Below are 22331 nucleotides of genomic sequence, written 5' to 3'. Positions count from 1 at the left end.
GGTGGACACGACATGGGCCTGATCCTGATACTCCTCGCCCTGGCCCTCGCCCTCGTCGCCGCCCTCGTGGGCCTGGCCGTGACCCTCACGGCGAGCGTGGCCCTGGGCCTGGCGACCGCCGCGGTGAGCCGCAGGCTGCCGCTCTGGGCCAGGATCACGCTGCTGCTGGCCGTCGCCGCCGCTCCGTCGGCGACGCTGGTGACCGCCCTGGGAGCCTGGGCCACCTGGCAGCTGGCCCTGGCACTGCCGATCCTCACGACGGTCGCCGCAGGAGCCGCCCTGCTCGCCTTCGAAGCCCACAGGCACCGCGCACCCAGGATCCGCCCGACGGCATGGCCGGCCCTCCAGGGCCGCGCCGCTCACGCGGGGCCGTAGCGGGTGGGGGCGGGGGCTTCGGGGACGGCGGGAGCCGCTGGGGCGGTGGTCTGGGATGTGTATGGGGGTTTCCCGTCAGCCTCATCGTCTCTCCGTGTCGGGCCGGTCCCTCAAGGGCGCTCCTCCTTCGTCGTCGCGTCGCTGCGCGATGGCCTGCGGCCACCCTTGACCGACCGTCCCGCCCCGGACATACGAAGACTGCCGGGAAACCCCCAAAGGAACGGGCCGGGCATTCCTTTCAGGGACGGGGCGGCCGGAGAAGCCCTGCCCGGTCGGGGGTGAGGCCTCTTCCCGAGGCGGGGCCCATGCCGCACGCCGGCCGGGACGGGGGAGGCGCATCAAATCGCTACGCGCTCCTGACGTCTCAGCGTCTCCAGCCCGTCCTGGGCCGGGCATAGACCGCCCATGGTCCCGGCCCTTCTCGCGAGATGCGTCCGACGACCGCCTGTGGCCGGTCATAAGCCGCCTCGGATCGCTACGCGCTTCTCCGGGACTGCGGCCGGCGGCCGGAGGGGCTGATGGGGACCGGTGAGAGGGGCTGACGGCTGTTTCCCCTGCTATTCCGTCGTGGATCCGGGTCAGTGCACAAGGGACACCACAAACCCGCCCCCAAATACGGGCAATTGGGGCAAACGGCCGGCGATTCGAGCGGCCCGCTCTCGCTGACCCACTCCACGACGAAATGGCCGCTATTGGCCGCCTTTCCACCCCGGACAGCCCTCAGACGCCCTCCATGAGGAGCACCGGTGTCTCTTGGGCGGCTTATGACCGGCCACAGGCGGTCGCCGGACGCATCCCGACAGAGGAACCGAGGGCGTGGGCGGCCTATGTCCAGCCCAAGACGGTCGTCGGACGCTGAGACGTGCGGAGCGCGTAGCGATTGGACGCGCTTCCCCCGACCCGGGCCCTGGTCTGGATGGGCCCCGTCTCGGGGGCGCGTCTTCCCCTGACCGGGCAGGGCTTCTCCGGCCGCCCCGCTCCTGTCTCTTGTCCCCCGGCCCGTTCCTTTGGGGGCTTCCCGGCAGTCTTTCGTTTCTCCGGGGCGGGACGGTCGGTCAAGGGTGGCCGCAGGCCATCGCGTAGCGACGCGACGAAGGAGCGCCCTTGAGGGACCGGCTCGACACGGAGGGACGATGGGACTGACGGGAAACCCCCATACGCGTCTCTGATGCCGTCCGCGCGGCTCCCGCCCCCCGAAGCCACCGCCCCACCCCCCGACCCCGCCCCACCGCCACCACCCCCGCCCCCTCAGAGGTACTCGCGGGCGAACTCCACCGCCCATTCCACCGCCGCCAACGGGACGCTGCCCGAGCCGGGGTCGATGGTCAGGCGGGCCGCCTCCCAGCCCTGGTCGTGTTCGCGGGAGATCGCGAAGCGACCCTCCTCCACGAAGCCCTCCGGCCTGACCAGGAACTCGATCGCCCGGTCGTCGCCATCCGTGCCGACCGTGGCGATCTCCATGTCACCGACTACGAAAACCACTGTCTCGCGCCCCTCAGTTGCCGCCGTGCAGGACCAGCAGCAGGCACACGGTGAAGACCACCCCTGCTGCCATGAGGGCGCCCGCCACGGCGACGATGACCGTGCCGATCCGTTCGGTGCCCCGGCGATAGTCCGCCGGCTTCCACTCGCCCTGGTTCATGCGTCCAGCCTCCACCGCGGCACCGACAGCCGCATGAGTGTGCGTACTCATCCCCCGTACTCATACGGCTCGCTCCCGCGGCGCACCCGTGCGGCGTACCGGGCCGCCGCGGCCTTTCGGGCCACCCGGGGTGACGAGCGCAACACCGCGCGGCTCGCACAGCCCCCCGCCCCACCGATTCCGCAGGTCGGACGCGGGCGCGGCCCCGGATTCCAAGGGGGGACCACTCCCCCACCCACCCATTACCCGAAACGGGACAAACCCCCCTCCGGGCCTCTCTTCGAAAACACACGTCAAGCTCGCACCCGGGCCCGTAAGCTCCCGTCATGCAGGTGATCCAGTCAACCAAACTCGCCAATGTCTGTTACGAGATCCGCGGCCCCGTGCTTGAAGAGGCGATGCGGCTCGAAGCAGCAGGTCATCGCATCCTCAAGCTCAACACGGGCAACCCCGCGGCCTTCGGCTTCGACTGCCCTCCGGAGATCCTTGAGGACATGCTCCGCAACCTGGGCTCCGCCCACGGTTACGGTGACGCGAAGGGGCTGCTCTCCGCGCGCCGCGCGGTCATGCAGCACTACCAGACCAAGGGCATCGACCTGGACGTCGAGGACATCTACCTCGGCAACGGCGTCTCCGAGCTGATCCAGATGTCGATGCAGGCGCTGCTCGACGACGGCGACGAGGTACTGGTCCCCGCCCCGGACTACCCGCTGTGGACCGCCTCCGTGTCCCTCGCCGGCGGCACGGCCGTGCACTACCGCTGCGACGAGCAGGCCGACTGGATGCCCGACCTCGCCGACATCGAGCGCAAGGTCACCGATCGCACCAAGGCGATCGTCATCATCAACCCGAACAACCCGACCGGCGCCGTCTACGACGAAGAGATGCTGCGCGGGCTCACGGACATCGCGCGCCGCCACAACCTCGTCGTCTGCTCGGACGAGATCTACGACCGGATCCTCTACGACGGCGCCGTGCACCACAACACCGCCGCCATCGCCCCCGACCTGCTGACGCTGACGTTCAACGGCCTCTCGAAGAACTACCGCGTCGCCGGCTACCGCGCCGGCTGGATGGCGGTCTGCGGCCCCAAGAAGCACGCCGCCTGCTACATCGAGGGCCTCACGGTCCTGGCGAACATGCGCCTGTGCGCGAACATGCCCTCGCAGTACGCCGTGGCCACCGCGCTCGGCGGCCGGCAGTCGATCGAGGACCTGGTCCTGCCCGGCGGGCGGATCCTGGAGCAGCGCAACGTCGCGTACGAGCTGCTCACCCAGATCCCGGGCGTCACCTGCGTGAAGCCGAAGGGCGCGCTGTACGCCTTCCCGCGGCTGGACCCGTCCGTCTACAAGATCAAGGACGACCGGCAGATGGTCCTCGACCTGCTGCGGGCCGAGAAGATCATGGTGGTGCACGGTACGGGCTTCAACTGGCCCGAGCCCGACCACTTCCGCATCGTGACGCTGCCGAACGCCAAGGACCTGGCCGACGCCGTGACGCGGATCGGGAACTTCCTCGACGGCTACAGCCAGCTGTAGTCGCGCACGGGCGGTCTCGCCGGTGTCCAGCCGGCGAGACACGCCCCCAGCAACAGGATTCAGCTCAACTTTAGAACCAATCCAATGTAGGATGGTCCCCTGACCACGCAGGAGGCCATCTCATGTACGAGCCGATCCGCACGAAGCCGGTCGTCCACCGCATGGGCGCCACCCCGGCCGAGTACCCGCACAGCAGCCGCGGCGAAGCGCTGGACATCCAGCTCGCCGGCCACCTCGCCGCCCTCCTCGCCGTCACCGACGAGCTCGGGCTCGGCGAGGGCGCGGCCGAGATCGCCGCCCAGGTCACGCGACTTCGCGGCGCCCAGCCCGCCCGCGCGCAGCGGCACTCCCCCGAGGACTCCGCCGCCCTGCACCAGCGCGCGCACGACCTCGCCGCCCGCGCACTCCTCGTCGCCGCGTCCCGCGCCGACACCACCGTCGCGATCCTCGCCGCCGAGCGCATGGACGCGCACGCCGCCGCCCTGAAGTCCCTGGACCTGGCCGGCGCCCTCTAGACGGCCCCGGTCCGGGGCCGCGGAGGCTCCGGACCGGGTGCCACGTTCCTCCCGCGCGGGCCTGCCGCACGGGCGGGAATTGGACAGATTCCGGTGCTCCGAACACGATGAGGGCTGAAAGATCGCGGCAGCACGGGGGAGGCCGCTCCACATGGCCGATTTCCTCCACTCCGCCACGTCCCCGTTCGAGCATTCTGGAGAGACTCGCCCATGAGCTTCGGCGACCCGAACAACCCCTACGGCCAGCAGCCCCCGCAGGGCCAGCCCGGCCACCCCCAGCAGGCCCCGCAGGGCGTCCCCCCGCAGTACGGCTACCCCCAGCAGCCGCCGCAGGGCGCCGCTCCGCAGTACGGCTACCCGCAGCAGACCCCGCCGCCCCCGTACGGCGCGTACCCGCAGCCGGGCGCGCACGCGCCGGGCATGCCGGGCATGCCGGGCACGGGGATGCCGCCGCTGGCCCACTGGGGTCTGCGCGTCGGCGCGTACCTGCTCGACCTGCTGATCATCGTGGGTCCGATGTACGCGCTGATCGGTATCGGCGCGGCCATCGCCAGCGACGAGTCGACCGAGACGATCGCCGGCATCCTCAGCATGATCGGCATGCTCTACACCCTCGGCATGGCCTTCTTCCAGCTGTACAAGGAAGGCTCCACCGGCCAGTCGACCGGCAAGAAGATCGTCGGCATCAGCGTGCACCGCGAGCTCGACGGGGCCACGCTCGGCTTCGGCATGGCGTTCGTCCGCAAGCTGGCGCACTTCCTCGACGGCGCCGCCTGCTACATCGGCTACCTGTGGCCGCTGTGGGACGAGAAGAAGCAGACGTTCGCCGACAAGGTGTGCAGCACCGTCGTCATCCAGGTGAACCGGAACCGCTGACCGCCCTCCGGTGAGGACCGGTGGCGACCCCCTGCCGACCGCGGCCTAGGACGCCCGCGCGAACTCCGCGCCGGCGACCCCGCACCAGGGCACCGTCGCCACCGGCCACACCGGGCCGACCGCCTCCGCGTACTCGGTCGCGCCCGGGGCCACTCCCGGGATCTTCACCAGCGCCTGCGCCGCCCGCCTGCCCGGGTCCGCCTCGGCGCTGTCGCGGAACTCGACCGTGACCACGTACGTACCGGGGCCCTCGGCCCGCCCCGCCGCCTCCACCGCGGCCACCACCCGGCGGCTGGCCGGATCGATTCGGCACCCGGTGACCCGTACGTCCTCGACCGCCGCCCGCGGCGGTGCCTGCGGCGGATCGCCGCCGCTCGCCCACACGTACAGGCCCAGCGGGGCGAACACCAGCAGCCCGGCCACCGTCACCAGGCCGACCAGCCAGCCCTGCCACTTCAACGCGCTCACGCCCATGCCCCGATCCTCCCGGGCCGCCGCCCCGCCCACCAGCACCCACGGGCCCACACAGCATTTCGAAGTGGGACCGCCTGGACACCTGACGTTCATTCGACTCACTGCGGAATGTGGGTTTCCGCGAGCACGCTGCACCCGTGAGACGCATCCTAGGAATCTTCCTGGGCCTCCTCCTGATCGGCGGCGTGCTCTACGTCGTCGCCTTCCAGGGGCAGGATCACCCAGAAACCACGGCAACGAAGACCGTGCGTGGCGTCATCGGCTCGGAGAAGTCGGAATTCTTCCGCGACCCCGATGTCGTCAAGGCCCTTGCAGCCAAGGGCTACACCGTGAAGACGGAGACCTCCGGCTCCTGGGCGATGGATCAACTCGCCCTGAAGGAGTACGACTTCGCCTTCCCCAGCAGCAGTGAACCCGCCAAGGAGGTAGCGGCCGCCGCCGGGCTCAAGGGGGCCCAGGAGACCAAGCCGTTCTTCTCCCCGCTCGTCGTCGTCGCCCGCCACGGCGCGGCCGAGGTACTGGCCGGCAACGGCCTGGCCAGGATGACCGGCAAGAACTCCGGGACCCTGCTCATGGGCCCCTTCCTCAAGGCCTCCGGCGAGGACCGCACCTGGCAGCAGCTGACCGGCTCCGCGGCCCACACCGAACTGACCGGCACGGTGTTCATCAAGACCACCGACCCAGCCTCCTCGAACTCCGGCGCCCTGTTCCTCGCCGCCACGTCCAACGTCGCCAACGGCAACAGCGTGGTGGCCGACGACGCGGGCATCGCCCGCACCGCGCCGCTGATGCGCAAGCTGATCTCCGTCCAGGGCGCCCTGGAGCCCAGCACCGACGACCCCTTCCGGGCCTTCATCAGCGGCAGCGGCGAACCGCTGATCCTGGTGTACGAGTCCCAGGTGGCCTCGCTCCTGATGCAGAAGCAGGATCCGGGCGACATGGTCGTGCTCTACCCGGACACCACCGTCAATTCGGCGCACACCTTCGTCCCGCTGACCGAGCGGGCGAAGGAGCTGGGCACCCTCCTCGCCACCGATCCGAAGCTGCGCGAGCTGGCCGTGCACCGCGGGTTCCGCCCGCAGGAGGGCGTGGCCGAGTTCACCGCCGCGACGGCGCCGCACACCGCCTACCTCAACACGGGGCTGACCGGCATCCGCCAGGTCGGCACACCCACCGTCAAGATCCTCATGGCGCTGTCCCAGCGCGCCAAGGGGCAGGGGGACACACCATGACACTGACACCGCCCGAGGACACGTCCTTCCGTCTGAGCCCCCCGGAGCCCGTCGCCCCCGTACGCAGGGAGCAGGCCGCCGGGCTGGTCCCGCTCCAGGACGGCGTCCGCGAGGAGATGGCCCGCCGGGCCCGGGAGTACGTCGGCTCGCTCACCGCGGTCGACGCCCGCTCCCCCGAATTCGCCCGGCGCATCAACGAGATGGCCGGCCTCGGCTCGGCCGACATCCGCACCGCCGCCCAGCAGTCCAACCGCATGCTGGAGCGGGCCGTACGCTCGCTGGGCCCGGACGGCGGCGGTGACGCCCAGGCCCGCGTCGCCGGGTCCCTGGTCGAACTGCGGCGCACCGTCGAGGACCTCGACCCCCGGGACACGCCCGCCAAGGGGGCCCGCAAGCTGCTCGCGAAGCTGCCGGGCGGCAACAGGTTCCGCGACCACGTGGCGAAGTACGCCTCCTCGCAGGCCACCCTCAACAGGATCGTGGGCTCGCTGCGCAGCGGCCAGGACGAACTGCGCCGCGACAACGCGGCCCTGCACACCGAGCGTTCGCGCCTGTGGGAGACGATGGGCAGGCTCCAGGAGTGCGCGGTCCTCACCGAGGCCCTGGACGGGGCCGTCGAGCAGCGGATCGCCGAGGCGGAGCACACCGATCCGGGGGCGGCCGACGCGCTGCGCGCGGACGTGCTCTTCCCGGTCCGGCAGAAGCACCAGGACCTGCTGACGCAGCTGGCCGTCTGCGCGCAGGGCTATCTGGCGATGGACGTGGTCCGGCGCAACAACGACGAGCTGATCAAGGGCGTCGACCGGGCCGCGACCACCACGGTGTCCGCGCTGCGGATCGCCGTGATGCTGGCTTCCGCCCTCGACAACCAGCGCAAGGTGATCGAGCAGGTCAGCGCCCTGAAGGGGACCACCGAGGAGCTGATCCGGGGCAACGCGGAGATGCTGTCGACGCAGAGCGGCGAGATCCAGCGGATCGCGGCCGATCCGGCGGTGGGCGTGGAGACCCTGCGGACGGCGTTCGCGCAGATCTACCGGACACTGGACGCGATCGACGCCTTCAAGGTGCAGGCGACGCAGAACATGGCGGCGACGGTGGAGTCGCTGACCGGGGAGCTGCAGAGCGCCTCGACGCATCTTGCGCGGACCCGCGGGACCGGCGTCACGGAAGGCGGTGCGCCGTGAGCGCGCGCGAGCGGGGCATGCGGCCGCGGGGCTGGATCGGCTTCGCCGTCGCCGGGCTGATGGCCGTAGTGGGCTGCACCGACGCCGGGCCGGCCGGGCCCGGGGAGTCGGCGTACAAGGAGGGCCGCCTGCGGGTGCTGGCCTCCAGTGAGCTCAGCGACATGGAGCCCGTGCTGAAGGCCGCGAAGGCCGCCACCGGGATCGGTGTCGAGTTCACCTGGTCCGGGACGCTGGACGCCGTCGAGCAGGTCGTGTCGGGGGAGGCGGACGGCAAGTACGACGCGATCTGGCTCTCCTCCAACGACTACCTGCGGCTGCGGCCGGAGGCCGCCGGGAAGCTCTCCAGCGAGACCCCGGTGATGTCCTCGCCGGTCGCGCTCGGGGTGAAGCCGCAGGCGCTGGCGCGGCTCGGCTGGAAGCCCGGGGAGGTGACCTGGCCGGCGGTGCACGAGGCGGTGGCCGCCGGGAGGCTGACGTACGGGATGACGGATCCGGTGCGCTCCAACTCCGGTTTCTCGGCGCTGGTGTCGGTGGCCTCGGGGCTGTCGGGCGCGCAGGCGGCGCTGAGCGAGCCGGACGTGAGGGCGGCCACGCCCCGGCTGAAGGAGTTCTTCGCCGGGCAGAAGCTGACCTCGGGCTCCTCGGGCTGGCTGGTGTCCGCCTACGCCAAGCGCGGGGACGTGGACGCGCTGGTGAACTACGAGTCGGTGCTGATGTCGATGAACCGGGACGCGAAGGACGCCGGGGCGCCGCTGACGGTGATCCGGCCGCTCGACGGTGTGGTCACCGCGAACTATCCGCTGACGCTGCTGACCTCGGCCCCGGCCGGGGCCCGTGATGCGGGGCGGGCGCTCACGGAGTACCTGCGGGGTCCCGAGGCGCAGCGGGCGATCACCGAGCAGACGTTGCGCCGCCCGGTCGCGGCCGGGGTGGCGCCGGCCGCGGGGCTGGACGCCGAGAAGCGGCGCGAGCTGCCGTTCCCCGGCTCGCGGGCGGTCGCCGACGGGCTGCTGGCCTCGTACGAGAACGAGCTGCGCCGGCCCTCGCGGACGGTGTACGTCCTGGACACCTCGGGGTCGATGAGCGACGAGGACCGGATCGGGCGGCTGAAGTCGGCGCTCACCGATCTGACGGGCTCGGGGAGTTCGGGCACCGGGCGGCGGTTCCGGGACCGGGAGGAGGTGACGCTGCTGCCGTTCGGGTCGAAGGTGAAGAAGGTGCGGACGCACGTCGTCGAGCCGGGCAATCCGGGTCCGGCGCTGGATGCGATCCGGGGGGACGTGAAGTCGCTGGAGCCGGAGGGGGGTACGGCGGTCTACGGCAGTCTGGAGGCGGCGTACCAGCACCTCGGCAAGGGCGGTACGGACGCGTTCACCTCGATCGTGCTGATGACGGACGGCGAGAACACCGAGGGCGTCGGGGCGGGGCACTTCGACTCCTTCTACGCGGCCCTGCCGCCGGCCCGGAAGCAGACGCCGGTCTTCGCGGTGCTGTTCGGCGACTCGGACCGCAAGGAGCTCACCCACATCACCGAGCTGACCGGCGGGCGGCTCTTCGACGCCACCGGCGGGACCGGTTCGCTGGCCGGAGCCTTCGAGGAGATCCGTGGCTATCAATAGGGCGCGCCGGATGCTGGGGTATCTGGAGTCGCGCAAGAACCTGGCGGGCTCCGCCTGCGGCCTGGTCGGGTTGGGTCTGACCGTCGCCGGGGTGGCGGGGGCGTACTGGCCGCTGGTGATCGCCGGGCTGTACGGGGCGGGCGCGCTGATCGCCCCGCCGGAGCGGGTGGCGCCGCCGCCCTTCGACCCGAGCGAGGAGGTCGGCGCGCTGCGCGCGGACTTCGCGCGGCTCGGGGAGTACCTGGGTGAGGTGGAGCTGCCGGCGACGGCCGGGGCCCGGTGGGCCGGGCTGCTGGAGCTGTACGGGGCACTGCTGGAGCCGGGGTGGGTGGCGGAGGTCCTGGCCACGGAGCCGGAGGCGGTGCACGCGTTGTCCCGGGCGATCCGGCGGGACGTGCCGGAGTGCGTGGACACGTACAACCGGACCCGCTGGTGGAACCGGCTGACTCCGGGCGGGGAGTCGCCGGAGCGCCATCTGGAGCGTCAGCTGGACCTGCTGTACGCGGAGGCGGAAAGAGTGACGGCGGACCTCCGCGAAGCAGAGGCCCGCCGTCAGCAGACGCACACGGCCTACCTCGAGGAGCGCGGACGCTCCTGAGGTCGGTCGTGTGCTGCGGTGGGAACCGCTTGGTCGGGGGCTCCCACAGCGGTGGGCGCCGCTTGGTCGGGGGCTCCCACGTTCATCGGCCCTTCTTCAGGGCGCGTCCTGGCTCAGCCCAGGCGCTCCACGAGTGCGTGGTACTGGTCCCACAGCTCCTTGGGAGTGTGGTCGCCGTAGGTGTTGAGGTGCTCGGGGACCAGGGCGGCCTCCTCGCGCCAGACCTCCTTGTCGACCGTGAGGAGGAAGTCGAGGTCCTCGGCCGGGAGGTCCAGGCCGTCGAGGTCGAGGGACTCCTTGGTCGGCAGGATGCCGATGGGGGTCTCGACGCCTTCGGCGGTGCCGTCGAGGCGGCCGACGATCCACTTCAGGACGCGGCTGTTCTCGCCGAAGCCGGGCCACACGAACTTGCCCGCGTCGTTCTTGCGGAACCAGTTCACGTAGTAGATCTTCGGGAGCTTGGCCTGGTCCTTGTCGGCGCCGACCTTGACCCAGTGGCCCATGTAGTCGCCCATGTTGTAGCCGCAGAACGGCAGCATGGCGAAGGGGTCGCGGCGCAGCTCGCCGACCTTGCCCTCGGCGGCGGCGGTCTTCTCGGAGGCGATGTTCGAGCCGATGAATACGCCGTGGTTCCAGTCGAAGGACTCGGTGACCAGCGGCACGGCGGAGGCGCGGCGGCCGCCGAAGAGGATCGCGGAGATCGGGACGCCCTTGGGGTCCTCCCACTCGGAGGCGATCGTCGGGCACTGGGCGGCCGGGACGGCGAAGCGGGCGTTGGGGTGGGCGGCCGGGGTCTCCGAGGCCGGAGTCCAGTCGTTGCCCTTCCAGTCGATGAGGTGCGCGGGCGCCTCTTCGGTCATGCCCTCCCACCACACGTCGCCGTCGTCGGTGAGCGCGACGTTGGTGAAGACGGTGTTGGCGTACATGGTCTTCATGGCGTTGGCGTTGGTGTGCTCGCCGGTGCCGGGGGCGACGCCGAAGAAGCCGGCCTCGGGGTTGATCGCGTAGAGGCGACCGTCCTCGCCGAAGCGCATCCAGGCGATGTCGTCGCCGATGGTCTCGACGGTCCAGCCGGAGATCGTGGGCTCCAGCATGGCCAGGTTGGTCTTGCCACAGGCGGACGGGAACGCGGCGGCGACGTACTTCGTCTCTCCCTCACCGGCCGGCGGGGTGAGCTTGAGGATCAGCATGTGCTCGGCGAGCCAGCCCTCGTCGCGGGCCATGACGGACGCGATGCGCAGGGCGTAGCACTTCTTGCCGAGGAGGGCGTTGCCGCCGTAGCCGGATCCGAAGGACCAGATCTCGCGGGTCTCGGGGAAGTGCGAGATGTACTTGGTGGTGTTGCAGGGCCACGGCACGTCGGCCTCGCCCTCGGCGAGCGGAGCACCGAGGGTGTGGACGGCCTTGACGAAGAAACCGTCGGTGCCGAGCTCGTCGAGGACGGCCTTGCCCATGCGGGTCATGGTGCGCATGGCGACGGCGACGTAGGCGGAGTCGGTGATCTCGACGCCGATCGCGGAGAGCTCGGAGCCGAGGGGGCCCATGCAGAACGGGACGACGTACATCGTCCGGCCCTTCATGGAGCCGCGGAAGATGCCCTTCTCCCCCGCGAAGATCTCCTTCATCTCGGAAGGGGCCTTCCAGTGGTTCGTCGGGCCCGCGTCCTCCTCCTTCTCGGAGCAGATGAAGGTCCGGTCCTCGACGCGCGCGACGTCGGAGGGGTCGGAGGCGGCGTAGTAGGAGTTCGGGCGCTTCGTCTCGTCGAGCTTCTTGAACGTTCCCTTGGCCACGAGCTCCTCGCACAGGCGCTCGTACTCGCCCTCGGAGCCGTCGCACCAGACGACGCGGTCCGGCTGGGTGAGGGCTGCGATCTCGTCCACCCAGGAGATCAGCGCTGCGTGATTGGTGGGAAGAGTCGAACTGGTGGGAGCCGCGTTGTCGCGCGCCACGATTGCTCCTTGTTGAGGGGTTTGTTTGGTGTAGGCCCCGTGGGGGCTGCGACCCGGATGCTTCGCGCTCCGCTCATCCGGTGTCGACCGCACTCATCTGATCATCCGGTGGATGTGCGCATATGTCCAGAGGGCCTCTCACGTGAGCATTGCCACGTCCGTCAATCTTCCGTAAAGACCACTGCCGGCAACCTACGGACCCGTAGGTAGCATGGCGCGCATGACTTCTGATGCCGCCGCCGTCCCGGTCGCCGAGTCCACACCGGCCGTCGAGGCCCTTGAGGCGGTCGAGACCGCCCTGGAGGAGAAGCCGCTCATGCGCGGCTGGCTGCACACCGGAATGTTCCCCGCCGTGGTCATCGCGGGCCTGGTCCTCATGGCCTTCACCGACTCCACCCGGGCCCGGGTCGCCTGCGGGGTGTACATCCTCACGGCCTGCCTGCTCTTCGGCGTGAGCGCGGTCTACCACCGCGGCACCTGGGGGCCCAGGGGCGAGGCCATCCTGCGGCGGCTCGACCACGCCAACATCTTCCTGATCATCGCGGGCACCTACACCCCGCTGACCGTCCTGCTGCTGCCGCCCTCCACCGGGCGGACCCTGCTGTGGGCGGTCTGGATCGCGGCCGCCGCCGGCATCGCCTTCCGCGTCTTCTGGGTCGGCGCCCCGCGCTGGCTCTACACCCCCTGCTACATCGCCATGGGCTGGGCGGCGGTCTTCTTCCTGCCCGACTTCATGCGCACCGGCGGGATCGCCGTGCTGGTCCTGGTGATCGTCGGCGGCCTCCTCTACAGCGTGGGCGGGGTCATCTACGGCATGAAGCGCCCCAATCCCTCCCCCCGCTTCTTCGGCTTCCACGAGGTCTTCCACTCGCTGACCCTCGCGGCCTTCGTGGCCCACTACATCGGCATCTCGCTCGCCGCGTACCAGCACTGACGAGGGCCGAAGCGCGAGGACCGAGGGCCGAGGGCCCGGCCGCAGGTACCTGCGGCCGGGCCCTCGCCCATGGGTTCAGCAGGCGTAGCCGTCGCGGTCGGGGTCCAGGCGCAGCGGATCGCTGCCGTTGACCTTCAGGCGCTTGGGGTAGGTGTGGGCGGCCAGCCAGTCGCAGCGGGCCTTCGTCGTCCCCTTCACCTCGGCCGGGAAGCGCGTCGGCACGCACACGTTGACCGTGCCGTAGTGCCGGTCGCAGCCGGCCACGCCCGGCGCGACCGGAGCCGAGTCCCGCTTCGCCGGGTTCTTCCTGGCCGGCCCGGGCCTGTCCGCAAAGGCGTGCTCGTGCGCGGAGGGCCGCTCCTGGGCGGCCGCCAGTGCGGACGGGCCGCCCAGGTGCACCCAGGTCGCGATCGACGGCACGCCGTTCGCGTCGACCGCGAAGAGCATGTACCAGCCCGGCGGTGCCAGGTTGGGGTTGCTGGTGACGTTCAGGTCGATGTTGTTGCCGTCGACCGTCATGGGCAGGTCCACGAACCGCTGGTTCGGGTCGGAGGAGTGGGTGACCGCAGCCGGACGGATCAGCTCCGCCTTGGCGATCGGCCGGTTCACGGTGATCCGCTGCGTGTCCCCGTACACCCACTGAGTGTCGATCACCGAAGTGATCTGCGGGCGGGCGCCCTTGAACAGATACGGCGGGCTGTAGAGCGACACGTTGTGGTTGTAGGTCCCGTTGCCCGGGTTGTCGCCGACCGACATGACCCGGCCGTCCGGCATGAGGAACGACGCCGAGTGGTAGGTCCGCGGGATCGGGTCGGTGGCGAGGCCCGCCTGGTAGGTGTTGGTCGACGGGTCGAAGAAGGAGGCCTCGAAGACCGGGTCGGCCCGGTCGTGCAGCCCGCCGCCGGTCTCCAGCACCTTGCCGTCCGGCAGCAGTACCGCCGACACGAACATCTTGCCCTCGTCACCGGTCTGCGGCCGCTTGCCCTGGCCCTGGTCGACCAGGCCCTGCGGGATCGGCGGGCCGGCCGTGTAGCCGGGGCTGGGCTGCTTGAGGTCGATGATGTCGGTGAGCCGGTTGGCCGCCGGGTTGCGCTCGTTGTTGCCGCCGCCGATGGTGAGCACCCGCTGGTCCTGGGCCGGGGGCAGCAGCACGCTCGCCGACTCGTCCCGCTCGTCCTTGTTCCGCAGGCCCGGCACGTCGGTGACGGTGTTGGCGTCGTAGTCGTAGATGGAGGCGCCGGTGCCCGGGGTGCCGTTGCCGAAGGTGTGGCTGCCCGAGTAGAAGAGCCGTCCGTCCTGCATGAGGATCATCGACGGGTACAGGCCCCAGTAGGACCAGGTCTGGTTGACCTCGTTCATCGGCAGCCACTTGTTCTGTGCCGCCGAGAACTTCTCCGCGGTCACATTGCCCGTGGAGTCCTCCTTCAGCCCGCCGAAGGAGATCACGTCACCGTTGCCGAGGATCGTCGCCGACGGGTACCAGTGCCCGCCGTTCATGTCGTTCGTCCTCGTGTACGTCTCGGTCGCCGGGTCGAAGGTGTAGGAGTCCTTCAGCCCCTGGTAGCCGATCGAGCCGTCCGCCGACGGGTACCCCTTGTTGCCGCTCATCACCAGCACCCGGCCGTCGGCCAGCTGCACGTGGCCCGCGCAGAACATGTCGACCGGGGTCGGGATCGTCCTGAAGGACCCGTTCGCCGGGTCGTAGACGGCGGAGGTGAAGGTGCCCGCGTTGAACTGGGCGATGTCGTTGCCCGAGCCCGCGATCAGCAGAACCTTGCTGTTCCTCAGCACGACCGCGTGCATCGAACGCACCGGGTTCTGGGCCGGTATCACCTGCCACCTGCCCTTGGCGCACTCCTCCGCCGTGCCCGAACAGGCCGGCAGCGGCGGGGCGGCGCCCACCTCCTCCAGCACGTAGTCGTCGGTGGTCAGCGTGCCCACCCCGTAGACCGACAGGCCCCACGCGATCTTGTCGGTGTTGGGCGGCACGACCGGCGTACGGACCTCCGTACGCGCCCAGGCGGCGGTGACGGGCGGATTCTGCAGGTCGGTCCAGTACTGCCAGCCCGCCGTGGTGTCCCGGCGGAACACGGTCACCGACACGTCCGGGGTGTTCGACTTGTACCAGGCGGACAGGTCGTACTGCCGGCCCGGCGTGACGGCCGGGGCGCAGGTGGTGTTCTCGGTGACCAGCGCCTTGCGGTCGCCGTCCACGCGGCGGGTGAGCGAGACCTTCATCGCCTTGGTGCCGCTGTGCGCGTCGGCGACGGTGGCGAAGGTGAAGTCGTTGTCGCCCCAGCCGGACCTGGACCAGCAGGACGGCATGTCGGAGCCGGCGGAACCGGCCGTTTCGAAACCGGGGTTGGAGAGCAGATTGGGCGGACCGGCCGTGGCCTGCTGCGGTGCGGTGAGCAACAGGCCCGCGGTCAGCGCCCCGACGGCGAGCAGGGCGGCCCTCCGCCCGGCCCTCCGCCGGATCGTCAGACGCATGGAAAGGTTCCCTTCTGTGCGGCTCGGCTCCTGGTGTGGCGCGGCAGATAGACGAGGGCCTCGGTGGCCGCGAACCGCAGGACGAAGGTGGTCACCAGCGCCAGGGCGGTGGCCGGCAGCACCTCCATCCCGAACCGGGCCACGAACAGCGCGATCAGCGGGATGCGCAGCAGCAGATCGGCGTTGGCCAGCAGCGCGAAGCGGCCGGCCCGGTCCGCCCAGTGGCGGTGCCCGCGCCGGTCGCGGAAGAGCAGGGACTCGATGAGGAGGAAGTTCCACAGGACCCCCGCCTGGTTGGCGACGATCTCGGCCGGGAGGTAGTGCATCCCGGCGTGGGTGAGCAGCCAGAGCGCGGCCAGGTTCGGGACGAACCCGGAGAGCCCGATCAGCCCGAAGCCGATCATGCGGGCCAGCGGGGTCGCCGAGCGCAGCGCGGCGAGGTGGGCGAGGAAGCGCATGCCCTCGCGGGCGGTGGACTTGGACTCCCCCGCGTACCGGTCCTGGAAGACGAACGGCACCTCGGCGACCCTGCCGGGGCGGCAGCGCACCGCCAGCTCCAGCAGGATCTTGTAGCCCAGCGGCTTCAGGGTGTCCGCGGTGACGACGGAGCGGCGCATCGCGAAGAAGCCGCTCATCGGGTCGCTGATCCCGCGCAGCGCACGCGGGAAGAGCCCCTTGGTCAGCCAGGTCGCGGCGCGTGAGACGGCGATGCGGTAGCTCCCGGCGAGCCCGGCCCGGCTGCCGCCGCTGATGTAGCGGGAGGCGACGACGAGATCGGCGCCGGTGCGCACGCCCTCGCCGACGAGTTCGGGCACCAGGAGGGGCGGGTGCTGGAGGTCGGCGTCCATGACCACGATCCAGTCGGTGTCCGCGCGCTTGATGCCTTCCACGACGGCGCCGCCGAGGCCTCCCTCGGCGGTCCGGCGGTGCAGGACGGACACCGGGAAGGGGTGGTCGGCGGCGGCCTTCTCGATGACGGCGGGGGTGTCGTCCGTGGAGTCGTCCACGAACAGCACCGCGCAGGGCAGGTGGTCGGGGTCGGGCAGTGCGTCACCGAGGCGGCGCAGCAGCTCGGTGATGTTCCCGGACTCGTTGAAGGTCGGAATGATGAGGGTGACGCTGCCGGTCAGAGCCTGCGGAGCGGTGAAATCCGCATCGACCGGGTCATGGAGGGACCACAGATCCTCGCTCATGGCGGCTCAGCTCCCACTCGTACGGTCGGCGGCGCCGGGGCGGTCGGGGTCGTCGGGGCGCTGGGCGCGGTCGGGGGCGGGGGCGTCGGCGCGGTCGGTCCGGCGTATCTCGATGCGGTCCTCGCCCGACCCGAAGACGGCCACCACGGCCGAATGCTCCAGCGCCGCCCGCACATGGGGCAGGTTCACCGCGTCACGGCGCACGGTGGGCGAGGAGACCACGTAGTCGATGTCCCGCCAGACCCGCGGCAGGGTCCGGGAGACGGCCGGGTCGAGGTCCGCCTTGTAGAACCAGATCGCGCCGAGGCCCGGCTCGAAGCCGTGGTGCACCGCGTCCAGCCAGAGCGCGTCGTCCAGCAGCACCCGGGTGCTCGCCGGATCGGCGACCTCGCTGCCGAGCCAGGCCGCGGCCTGCCGGTACGGGGCGTTCGCGTCGGCCGTGAGCGCGGTGCGGTTGCCTTCGTACCAGCGCGGCAGCACGTACACCGCGGCCGACGCGGCGAGTACGCCGATCAGTGCCCGGCGCGCCCACAGCCGCGGCCGTCCCTCCCCCGGGCCCCGGCGGCGGCGCAGTACGGCGTGCGTGACGCTCGCCGCGCCCCCTGCGAGGACGAGCGCGAGGAAGGGCAGCGCCTGGATCACGTACATCGCCGGGAGGTAGCCGGAGGGCCGCATCGCGACGACGGCGAGGATCACGGCGGCGAGCGCGGGACCGGCCAGGGCGCGGGCGGTCACGGACGTGGGGGTCCCCCCTGCTCGGGCGAAGCCGAGAGCTCGGGGGAGGACGGTGGCCAGCATCAGGACGGCGCCGGCCAGCCCGCCGAGCGGCAGGACGGTGTCGTAGTAGAGCCAGGACCGCAGGACGCCGTTCGAGCCGGAGCCGGGGGTGAGGATGAAGCCGGAGCCCTCGCGGCCCATCTGGTAGGTGATGCCGTCGATGAGCGAGACGTGCCCGGAGCCCGGCAGCAACTCGCCGTTGAGCAGGGCGTACAGCGGGTACGACAGCCCGATCAGTGCGCAGGCGGTGATCGCCCCGGTGACCGCGAACTTGCGGGTGTCGCGGTGGCTGTGGCGCCACATCGTCACCAGCAGCGCCGGGAGCACCACCAGCATCGTCTCCTTGGTCAGGACGGCGGTGGCCGCCGCCAGCCCGGACCCGAAGTGGTGCCACAGGTGACGGCTCGGGGACGCGGCGAGGCAGAAGGCCAGCAGCATCCACATCACGGCGAGGTTGTCGAGGAAGATCTCGCGCTGCAGGACCACGGAGAGCGGCGACAGCCCGAAGAGGCCCATCGCGAGCCCGGCCGCCCAGCGCGGCAGCCACAGCCGGCGCGCGAGGACGTACATCAGCACGGCGGAGGCGGCGGAGACGGCGAGCATCGACAGCCGCATCGGCGCGACGGTCATCGCGTCGGGCACGAAGAGGGACGGCAGGTACGTCAGGCCCGCGATCTGGATCCAGCCGAGCGGCGGATGGTCGTACCAGTACGTGTAGTGGGCGAGGCCGTCGCCCTGCTGGACGGCCCACGCCTGAGCGAGGTAGGTGCCCTCGTCGTCGCTCAGGGTCGGGAAGTGGGTGATGTTCCAGCCCTGCACCAGCAGGATCACGAGCAGCAGGGCCCCGCACAGCAGCAGGTCGGGGCGGGAGGAGCGGAAGCGCACGAGCGGCCGGGCGGGCGCCGGCGGGCGGACGCCGAGCCCCCCGGCGACGGGCGTGCGCGGGCCGGGGACGGTGAGGGTCGCGGGCTGGGGATCAGTGGCCGTGGGCAGGGTGGCGGTCACCGGCGGCTGTCCTCTCGGATCGCGAGGGAGACGGAGGAGGATGACACGGCGGGCACGGACGCGGTGGCGGCGGCGATTGCTGCAGCGGCCGGGGCGGCGGTGGCGTGGGCGGCAGCGGCCGGGGCGGCGGCGGTCGTCAGGTGGGCGCCGGTGTGACTCGTCAGCTCCCACTCATTGCGGCCGCGCTGCTCGCGCCAGACCGCACGGATCGCGGCCCCCGCGAGCATCACCTGGTAGAACGGGCCGCCGACGACGAGCTTGACGTAGTGCCCGAAGCGGACGCGCAGACCGTACTGGCGGCCGAAGTCGTGCAGCCCGACGATCTCGAACACGAACGTCACCATCGCCGTGATCATGGGAAGGAAGGTGATGATCGCGATGCCGACCGGTACGTCGAAGAAGACCGCGACGGCGAAATTGAGCGGGATGATCACGCCCGACGCGGCCTGCATGAAGGGCGTCATCAGCGTGTAGCGGGCCAGCCAGCGCTGGCCGCGCCCGGGCAGCTGCTGCCAGTCCTTCTTCCGGTACACCTGCAGGAACCCCTGGTTCCAGCGGGTGCGCTGCTTGAGCAGGCTCACGAGCGAGCCGGGCGTCTCCTCGCGGGTGACCATGTCGGAGTCGTAGGCGACGACCACCTTCTTGCCCGCCGACGACAGCCGGACCCCGAGGTCGCAGTCCTCGGCGAGGCAGTTCTGGTCCCAGCCGCCGGCCTCGCGCAGCACCTCGGTGCGGACGAAGACGGTGTTGCCGCCCAGCGGGATGAAGCCCTTCTCGGCGTGCAGGTGCAGCCGCGAGCGGAACCAGAAGAAGTACTCCAGGCAGTTGCGCAGGCTGTACCAGCTGGAGTGGAAGTTGATGAGCTGGACCCCGCCCTGGACCACGTCGGCGCCCGTGGAGCGGAAGGCGTGGTCGACGTGGGCGAGCAGTTCCGGGTGGACCTGGTCCTCGGCGTCGAAGACCCCGACGACGTCGCCGCGGCAGGACGGGAGGGCGGTGTTGAGGGCTTTCGGCTTGTTCTTCGTCTCGTGGTGGTCGACGACGACCCGTACGCGGGCCGGCGCGCGGGCGGCGGCCCGTTCGGCGACGGCTGCCGTCCCGGGGTCGTCGTGTCCGACGATCACGATGATCTCGTAGTCGGTGTGGCTCGATTCCAGGAGCCGGTCGATGGTGTGCTCCAGGACCGCCTGCTCGTGACGGGCCGGCAGCAGCAGAGAGAAGGCGAGGCGGCCTTCCCCGTCCGGGCGGTCGAAGCGCGTGGAGGCGAGCACCTCGGGGGTCCGCCACGCGTGCATCTGCCACCAGAGCGTGAAGGCGGCCATCCAGAAGAGCGCCAGGGAAATGACAGCGATGAACACAGATGTGTACACAAGGTCCCCCACAGACCCGCCGCCCCCCCGGCGGCGATCAAAAACCCCCCGGGGGCTCACGGCGGGCCCCCCGGCCCGCCGCCCCCGCTTCCCCCTCGCGCGCACCCCCCAGTGCGCGGCCTCGGTGACTCCCGAAGCTACGAGATTAGGCAGCGAACATGACACTCAGCTGCATCGAAAATTAAAGACCCGTTTCTGAACTCATACACACGCAACCGGAATTGACGGCACTCCCGCACCTTCAGGGACGAACCGCACCCAACTGCTCCGCCAGTTCGACCGGTTCCGTCGTAGGCCGCGCGCAGACGAAATGTCGACAGACATACGCCGTCGGAAGGTCGTGCACGAGTGTGCGCTCGGCAAGAAGGGGGAACTCACCGCCACCGCCGTCCGCCGCACGCGGAAGACCGACCGCCACGACCGCCCCGGGAGCCGTCCCCAGCAACGCCGTCCGGTGCAGCAGCGCCAGCGCCGGATCCTCCGGATGGCCGACGACCGCCACCTCGCGGGGTCCGTCGAGGAGCGCCTCGGCCACCGACAGCCCGTGCCCGATGAACCGCGGCACGCGCGGCCCGAGCGCGTGCACCACCCCGAGCGCCCGCTCCGCCGCCGTGCGGTGGGGCTCCGACCCGGTGTGCGCCGCGTACGAGAGCAGCGCGCCCGCGGCGGCCGTCCACCCCGACGGGGCGGCCGTGTCGGTGGGATCCTGCGGCCTGCGGATGAGCTTCTCGGCGTCGTGCGCGGTGTCGTACAGCGACCCGTCCTCGGCGGTGAACCGGGCCAGGACCAGGTCGACGAGGAATCCGGCGAACTCCAGCCAGACCCCCTCGCCGGTCACGGACGCCAGGGCGAGGAAGCCGTCGGCCACATCGCCGTAGTCCTCTAGGACCCCGTCGTTGGTGCCGACCTGGCCGTCCTTGCTGGTGCGCGACAGCCGGGCCCGGCCGTCCATGTGCACGCGCACCAGCAGATCGGCCGCCTCGGTCGCCCGCTCCACCAGGTCGGGCCGCTCGAAGTACGCCCCGCACTCGGCGAGCGCGGCGATCGCCAGCCCGTTCCACGCGGCGACGATCTTGTCGTCCCGCCCGGGCGCGGGCCGCCGCCCCCGCTCGGCCAGCAGCCGCTCCTTGATGCCGGCGAGCCGGCCCGCCTCCACGGCGGGCCCGTCCTGCGGCAGCTGCAGGACCGACTTCCCGTGCTCGAAGGTCCCCTCCTCGGTCACCCCGAAGTACTGGACGGCCAGATCCCCGTCGTCCTCCCCCAGCACCTCCCGCAGCTCGGCGGGCGTCCAGGCGTAGTACGCCCCCTCCACGTGCTCGCCGGTCAGCGGATCCGCGCTGTCGGCGTCGAGCGCGGACGCGAAGCCGCCCTGCTCGGTGCGCAGCTCCCGGACCATGAAGTCGGCGGTCTCCAGCGCGACCCGGCGCGCGAGATCGGAGCCGGTGACCCGCCACAGGTGCGCGTACACGCGGCACAGCAGGGCGTTGTCATAGAGCATCTTCTCGAAGTGCGGGATCACCCACTCCCGGTCCACGGAGTAGCGCGCGAAGCCGCCGCCGAGCTGGTCGTAGATCCCGCCGCGCGCCATGGCCTCGCACGTGTCGGCGGCCATCTGCAGCGCTCCCTCGGACCCGGTGCGCGCGTGGTGGCGCAGCAGGAACTCCAGCACCATGGACGGCGGGAACTTCGGCGCCCCGCCGAATCCGCCTCGTGTGGCGTCGTACTCCCGCGTCAGCCCGAGCAACGCCTTCGCGAGCTCCTCGGGTCCGGGCGTCCCGGCCTTGCCGTAGTCCAACTCCCGTCCGGCCAGGTCCCGTACGATCCGCTGCGCGACCTCGGCGACCTCCTCGGGCCGCCCCGCCCAGGCGGTCCGCACCCCTTCGAGCACCTGCATGAAGGAGGGCATCCCCTGCCGGGGCTCGGGCGGGAAGTAGGTCCCGAAGTAGAAGGGCTCGGCGTCGGCCGTCATGAAGACGGTCATGGGCCAGCCGCCCTGACCGGTGGCCGCCTGCACGGCTTCCATGTAGACGGCGTCGATGTCGGGCCGCTCCTCACGGTCCACCTTGATGTTGACGAAGTGCTCGTTCATGTAGGCGGCGGTCAGCTCGTCTTCGAAACTCTCGCCGGCGAGCACATGACACCAGTGGCAGCTCGAATAGCCGACGCTGAGGTGCACGGGTACCCCGCGCTCGCGTGCCTCCGCGAAGGCCTCGGGCGACCACGGCCACCAGTCGACGGGATTGTCGGCGTGCTGGAGCAGGTACGGAGAGGTCTGGTTCGCGAGGCGGTTCGGCATGGCCCCATCCTGCCGCACCGCCCGGCGTGCGCCCCGCTACCGGGCCGTCAGACCGTCGGCCGGGCCGTCGCGTCGCAGGGCGGCCCCCGTGAGCGGCGGGCACGGCCGGTGCGCGGGGGCAGTGTTGTCGCGCACCGGGGTCGGGGCGGAGTCGTGTGTGAGCGATGGCTCGTCATGTCTCGCTCCGTGCATGCCAGTTGACGGGATTCGACCCGTCTGCAGGAGGAAGTGAGCGCTTCCCTCTGAAGTAGCTCAGATTCCCTC

At 71.1% G+C, this 22331-nt stretch carries 18 protein-coding genes; 9 read left to right on the top strand and 9 right to left on the bottom strand.

The window, feature by feature from the left end:
* Positions 1-12 precede the first annotated feature (12 nt).
* Positions 13-375 carry a hypothetical protein gene (locus tag OG753_RS26565; RefSeq protein ID WP_405790378.1) on the top strand — a complete coding sequence of 121 codons (363 nt, stop codon included), beginning with the start codon at positions 13-15 and terminating at the stop codon, positions 373-375.
* Between the two features lie 1248 nt (positions 376-1623).
* On the opposite strand, the gene OG753_RS26560 is transcribed toward OG753_RS26565, so the two are convergent.
* Positions 1624-1836 carry a hypothetical protein gene (locus tag OG753_RS26560; RefSeq protein WP_405790376.1) on the bottom strand — a complete coding sequence of 71 codons (213 nt, stop codon included), beginning with the start codon at positions 1834-1836 and terminating at the stop codon, positions 1624-1626.
* Between the two features lie 34 nt (positions 1837-1870).
* Entirely contained in the window at positions 1871-2017 is a 147-nt protein-coding gene (locus tag OG753_RS26555) for a hypothetical protein (RefSeq protein WP_327264176.1), read from the bottom strand.
* Between the two features lie 326 nt (positions 2018-2343).
* Between OG753_RS26555 and OG753_RS26550 the strand changes: the two genes are divergently transcribed.
* The 3 genes from OG753_RS26550 to OG753_RS26540 all read left to right on the top strand — a co-directional run bounded on the left by OG753_RS26550 (position 2344) and on the right by OG753_RS26540 (position 4946).
* Positions 2344-3555 (top strand): pyridoxal phosphate-dependent aminotransferase, encoded by a 1212-nt coding sequence (locus tag OG753_RS26550; RefSeq protein WP_327264175.1) that lies wholly within the window; start codon positions 2344-2346, stop codon positions 3553-3555.
* Between the two features lie 122 nt (positions 3556-3677).
* Positions 3678-4070 carry a hypothetical protein gene (locus OG753_RS26545; protein WP_327264174.1) on the top strand — a complete coding sequence of 131 codons (393 nt, stop codon included), beginning with the start codon at positions 3678-3680 and terminating at the stop codon, positions 4068-4070.
* A 210-nt stretch (positions 4071-4280) separates the two neighbouring features.
* The gene (locus OG753_RS26540) at positions 4281-4946 is read left to right on the top strand and encodes an RDD family protein (RefSeq protein WP_327264173.1); all 666 of its coding nucleotides are present in this window, start codon (positions 4281-4283) and stop codon (positions 4944-4946) included.
* Positions 4947-4991: 45 nt separating this feature from the next.
* Here the strand turns inward: OG753_RS26540 and OG753_RS26535 are convergent, their stop codons facing one another.
* Positions 4992-5414, bottom strand: coding sequence for a hypothetical protein (locus OG753_RS26535; RefSeq protein ID WP_327264172.1), 423 nt, complete (start codon positions 5412-5414; stop codon positions 4992-4994).
* Between the two features lie 143 nt (positions 5415-5557).
* Here OG753_RS26535 and OG753_RS26530 point away from each other — a divergent pair, with 143 nt between their 5' ends.
* Genes OG753_RS26530 through OG753_RS26515 form a run of 4 tightly spaced genes read left to right on the top strand, consistent with a single transcriptional unit; the run spans position 5558 to position 10053 of the window.
* Positions 5558-6652, top strand: a complete 1095-nt coding sequence (locus OG753_RS26530) for a hypothetical protein (protein ID WP_405790373.1) — start codon at positions 5558-5560, stop codon at positions 6650-6652.
* A complete protein-coding gene (locus tag OG753_RS26525; RefSeq protein ID WP_405790371.1) occupies positions 6649-7836 on the top strand; it encodes a toxic anion resistance protein in 1188 nt (395 codons plus the stop codon). The genes OG753_RS26530 and OG753_RS26525 overlap by 4 nt, the downstream gene beginning before the upstream one ends.
* Before the next feature lie 17 nt (positions 7837-7853).
* The gene (locus OG753_RS26520; RefSeq protein ID WP_405792814.1) at positions 7854-9455 is read left to right on the top strand and encodes a substrate-binding and vWA domain-containing protein; all 1602 of its coding nucleotides are present in this window, start codon (positions 7854-7856) and stop codon (positions 9453-9455) included.
* On the top strand, positions 9442-10053 hold the full coding sequence (locus OG753_RS26515) for a hypothetical protein (protein ID WP_405790369.1): 612 nt from the start codon (positions 9442-9444) through the stop codon (positions 10051-10053). Before OG753_RS26520 ends, OG753_RS26515 begins: the two co-directional genes overlap by 14 nt.
* A 113-nt stretch (positions 10054-10166) precedes the next feature.
* Here the strand turns inward: OG753_RS26515 and OG753_RS26510 are convergent, their stop codons facing one another.
* On the bottom strand, positions 10167-12002 hold the full coding sequence (locus tag OG753_RS26510; protein ID WP_327264168.1) for a phosphoenolpyruvate carboxykinase (GTP): 1836 nt from the start codon (positions 12000-12002) through the stop codon (positions 10167-10169).
* Positions 12003-12222: 220 nt separating this feature from the next.
* On the opposite strand from OG753_RS26510, the gene OG753_RS26505 reads away from it, so the two are divergent.
* On the top strand, positions 12223-12936 hold the full coding sequence (locus OG753_RS26505; protein ID WP_405790367.1) for a hemolysin III family protein: 714 nt from the start codon (positions 12223-12225) through the stop codon (positions 12934-12936).
* A gap of 75 nt (positions 12937-13011) precedes the next feature.
* Here the strand turns inward: OG753_RS26505 and OG753_RS26500 are convergent, their stop codons facing one another.
* The 5 genes from OG753_RS26500 to OG753_RS26480 form a co-directional block, all read right to left on the bottom strand.
* Complete coding sequence (locus tag OG753_RS26500) at positions 13012-15426, bottom strand: galactose oxidase-like domain-containing protein (protein ID WP_327264167.1); 2415 nt, start codon at positions 15424-15426, stop codon at positions 13012-13014.
* Positions 15417-16619: a glycosyltransferase gene (locus OG753_RS26495; protein WP_405790364.1), complete on the bottom strand. Its 1203-nt coding sequence runs from the start codon at positions 16617-16619 to the stop codon at positions 15417-15419. Before OG753_RS26495 ends, OG753_RS26500 begins: the two co-directional genes overlap by 10 nt.
* Before the next feature lie 6 nt (positions 16620-16625).
* On the bottom strand, positions 16626-18401 hold the full coding sequence (locus OG753_RS26490; protein WP_405790363.1) for an ArnT family glycosyltransferase: 1776 nt from the start codon (positions 18399-18401) through the stop codon (positions 16626-16628).
* The gene (locus OG753_RS26485) at positions 18398-19771 is read right to left on the bottom strand and encodes a glycosyltransferase (RefSeq protein ID WP_405790362.1); all 1374 of its coding nucleotides are present in this window, start codon (positions 19769-19771) and stop codon (positions 18398-18400) included. The genes OG753_RS26490 and OG753_RS26485 overlap by 4 nt, the downstream gene beginning before the upstream one ends.
* 241 nt (positions 19772-20012) lie before the next feature.
* Positions 20013-22067, bottom strand: coding sequence for a thioredoxin domain-containing protein (locus tag OG753_RS26480; protein ID WP_405790360.1), 2055 nt, complete (start codon positions 22065-22067; stop codon positions 20013-20015).
* Between the last annotated feature and the right edge of the window lie 264 nt (positions 22068-22331).

The organism is Streptomyces sp. NBC_00029 (genome assembly GCF_045160505.1).
In the GTDB taxonomy this organism is placed as follows: domain Bacteria; phylum Actinomycetota; class Actinomycetes; order Streptomycetales; family Streptomycetaceae; genus Streptomyces.
Note: the sequence above shows the minus strand (reverse complement) of the source record. Positions and strands in the feature narration are given on the sequence as shown.